At 44.4% G+C, this 3,721-nt stretch carries 3 protein-coding genes; all 3 read right to left on the reverse strand.

Annotation, left to right across the window (positions count from 1 at the left end):
• Nucleotides 1-649: 649 nt before the first annotated feature.
• Nucleotides 650-1,000 carry a DUF86 domain-containing protein gene (locus KGY70_03975; GenBank protein ID MBS3774319.1) on the reverse strand — a complete coding sequence of 117 codons (351 nt, stop codon included), beginning with the start codon at nt 998-1,000 and terminating at the stop codon, nt 650-652.
• Nucleotides 997-1,287: a nucleotidyltransferase family protein gene (locus KGY70_03980; GenBank protein MBS3774320.1), complete on the reverse strand. Its 291-nt coding sequence runs from the start codon at nt 1,285-1,287 to the stop codon at nt 997-999. Before KGY70_03980 ends, KGY70_03975 begins: the two co-directional genes overlap by 4 nt.
• Nucleotides 1,288-2,210: 923 nt before the next feature.
• Entirely contained in the window at nt 2,211-2,828 is a 618-nt protein-coding gene (locus tag KGY70_03985; GenBank protein MBS3774321.1) for a transposase, read from the reverse strand.
• Nucleotides 2,829-3,721 lie beyond the last annotated feature (893 nt).

Consider the following 3,721-nt stretch of genomic DNA (forward strand, 5'->3'; position numbering starts at 1 on the left):
CCACCCGTCCGACCGGGTAGATATAGCTAATCCATTAGATTATATGAGTTTAGCACCTTGAATTTTCTTTCACCGTGTGGACCCCGTAATCGGTCAGACGGGGTGGCAGATGCATCTGTTATGCCGGTGATTCGAAAGATTGTCAGATGGGCCTGGCACCCGGTCTGATCCCTCCGAAAATAATTATTCTTCTGCTGCCTCCCTTCCCGTAGGGACGCACGGCCGTGCGTCCCTACGGGAAGGGTTTAGGTGCCTTGAATTTATTTATTCTTAGCCCGTTCCCGCGCAAACAGAGGGATCGGACCGGTGGGTTGTGGCATGAGGAGAGCGGATATGCAGGGTGTTTAGGGTGAAATGGTGGCTTTTAGCGTTATGTAGATGCTTAGGGGGGTGGCTCTTAGCCTCAGTTATTGCCTATCCACTATGTTTGGTACCATCTTCCACCCGTCCGACCGTTTAGCTGTATGCGCCGTGCGGGGTTTTCGGAGACGCGTTCTCACTGTGTCCGGCTCCTGACGGACTGTGTCCGGCCACTGCCGGACTGTGTCCGGCTCCTGACGGATCCCCCGTTACAAATTTTGCTAAAGCCGACCACCGTTGGCACTGGAAGCCCATCCGCATGGCGTATTACAGCCTGTTACCGCACGTATTATTTTTCTTCGTCTATAATTCTTTTTATTTCTTTGATGTTAGCAGGTAGGTTCTTTTTGACAATCTCCCATATCATCTCGTAATCAATACCAAAATATTCATGGGATACAACATTTCTTAATCCATACATTTTACGCCAAGGCATCTCTGGGTGTCTGTCTTTAACTTCATCAGGTAAGTTGTTGGTAGCTTCTCCTATTATTTCGAAATTCCTTACTACCGCATCAACAACCATGTTATTTTCCTTAAATTCCTCAAAATCTCTATTCCCAATATATTCAATAATCCGATTCATAGAAATCAAAATATCCTCAAGGTATATCTGATAATTTCGGTTGTTCTTTTTCATACATATCGGGTTTGGTCAAGAATGCTATCTCTTAATTGTTTTCTTAATGCTTTTGTTGAGACTAAATCCACTTTAACGCCTAGTTCTTTTTCTAATAAGTCGTTTAAATCAAAAAAATCCCACCCAATCGGTTTACTAAATTCTACAAGAATATCTATATCCGACTCCTCAGTCTGCTCATTCCTTGAAAATGAACCGAAATACCCAATTCTAGAGACATTATATTTTCTAGACAAATATGGTTTTAATTTTTGTAATTTTTTCTCTATGTAGCTTCTAGTTACCATATCACAAATATAAATATTTCTATTGGAAATTACCTCGTATCTTTTTCAATATGGGCGGTAACGTGTAGATATAGCTCAGCCCTTAGATTGTCTGAAGTTAGCACCTTGGATCTTATTTTACCGTGTGGACCGGATGATCGGTCAGACGGGGTGTCTGAAGTCTCTGTTATGCTGTTGATACGAAAGGTGGTCAGATGGGCCTGGCACCCGGTCTGATCCCTCCCAAAATAATTATTCTTCTGCTGCCTCCCTTCCCGTGGGGACGCACGGCCGTGCGTCCCTACGGGAAGGGTTTAGGTGCCTTGAATTTATTTATTCTTAGCCCGTTCCCTCGCAAGCAGCGGGATCGGACCGGTTTGTTGGGGCAGAAAAAGAGTATATATGCAGGGTGTTTAGGGTGAAATGGTGGCTTTAGCGTTATGTAGTTGCTTAGGGGGTTGCTCTTAGCCTCAGTTATTGCCGATCCGCCATGCCTGGTGCCCTCTTCCACCCGTCCGACCGTGTAGTTATAGCTAAGCCGTTAGATTGTCTGATGTTTGTACCTTGAGTCTTTTTTTACCGTGTGGATCCTATAATCGGTCAGACGGGGTGGCAGATGCTAATCTTATGCTGTTGATTCGAAAGGTGCATAGATGGGCCTGGCACCCGGTCTGACCGCTTTTTTTTGCGGTCGGACCGGTGAAGTATGGGCACGGGAAGAGTGTGTATGCAGGCCGCTTAGGATGAAATGGTTGCCTTTAGTCTCTTTTGTTGTCTGCCCCCCATGTCTGGTGCCATTTTCCACCCGTCCGACCGGGGTAGATATATCTAATCCATTAGATTGTCTAATGTTTTCACCTTGAATTTTGTTTATCCGTGTGGACCCCATAATCGGTCAGACGGGTTTAGCAGACGATTTTGTTTTTATAATGCAAAAGACTGATTTAAAATATATCTATCCCATCCACATCCACAAACACATAGGATTGTTTATAGAAATCTTCAAAATCAATCGGTAGTACTTCTTTTGCCAGTTCAATATTGCAAAGGCTGTTCCTGCGGTTATAGAAGAACTCCCTGAAAGAAGAGTAGGGCCAGTCTTCCAGTTTGCTAACCAAACCTGCTTTTAAAGGATTCTGGTGAATGTATTGGAAACAGATAAAAGCATATTGTGGATGAAATTGATTACAGGGTTGCGGATCGGATAAATTCTTTATTTTTGTTTTTTGGCGGAATAGAGAACCCTTCCAGTTGTATCTATTATTGATCGCCTGGGTATAGGAGCTTTGTAATGTACCCAATTTCCGGGTAAGCATTTGCATTTTGAAGTCTTCTTTCTGACTGAAGCGTGAGGTGATGGTTTCTACAGATTTTTCGTTGGCCTGGATCATAAGATGAAAATGGTTGGGCATAAGGCAATAGGCTAAAATTTCACTGACAGGCCGAATTAAAGTTTTTATCTTTTTAAGGAAAAAAGTGTAGTGCTCGTCTTTGAAAAAGAGTGAATCTTTATGGTTGCCCATGTTGTAAATGTGGTATATATGACCTTTCTCGAAGTACATTTTTTAGATTTTTTGCAAGATAGGGATTTTGGATGTAAAAGTCAAGGTTTGTTAACCCGATTCCCCTCTTTATGCGTGATCTGAGGTGGATGCCAGAGGCTACTTTAATTATTCGGATTTTCAAATCGGTCAGACGGGCCTGGCACCCGGTCTGACCGCTTTTTTTTGCGGTCGGACCGGTGAAGTATGGGCACGGGAAGAGTGTATATGCAGGCCGCTTAGGGTGAAATGGTGGCTTTAGCCTCTGTTGTTGCCTGCCCACCATGCCTGGTGCCCTCCTCCACCCGTCCGACCGTGTAGTTATAGCTAAGCCGTTAGATTGTCTGATGTTTGTACCTTGAGTCTTTTTTTACCGTGTGGACCCCATAATCGGTCAGACGGGGTGGCAGATGCTAATCTTATGCTGTTGATTCGAAAGGTGCATAGATGGGCCTGGCACCCGGTCTGATCCGGCTCTTTGACGGGATCGGACCGGTGGATTGGGGCAAAAGAAGAGCGTCTAAGCAGGGTATTTAGGATGAAATGTTGGCTTTGGCATTATGTGTTTGCTTTGGGGGTTGTTTTTAGCCTCTTTTGTTGCTGACCCGCCATGATCGGTGCCATCTTCCACCCGTCCGACCGTGTAGATATAGCTAATTCATTAGATTGTCTGAGTTTAGCACCTTGAATTTTGTTTATCCGTGTGGACCCCGTAATCGGTCAGACGGGGTGCCTGATGCCTCTGTCATGCCGGTGATTTGAAAGGCGGTCAGACGGATGCGCTTTTGGTATTTTTTTCATCTAATATATGGCTCTTTTTGTCAAATTCATTGTTCCGTCTGTCAAAAAGTGACCGGATTTTTTGTATGTGCTGTATTTTGGTGTGGTATCTCCCTGCACTGGCGTTTTTTCGG

It is taken from the genome of Bacteroidales bacterium, assembly GCA_018334875.1.
Classification (GTDB): domain Bacteria; phylum Bacteroidota; class Bacteroidia; order Bacteroidales; family UBA12077; genus JAGXLC01.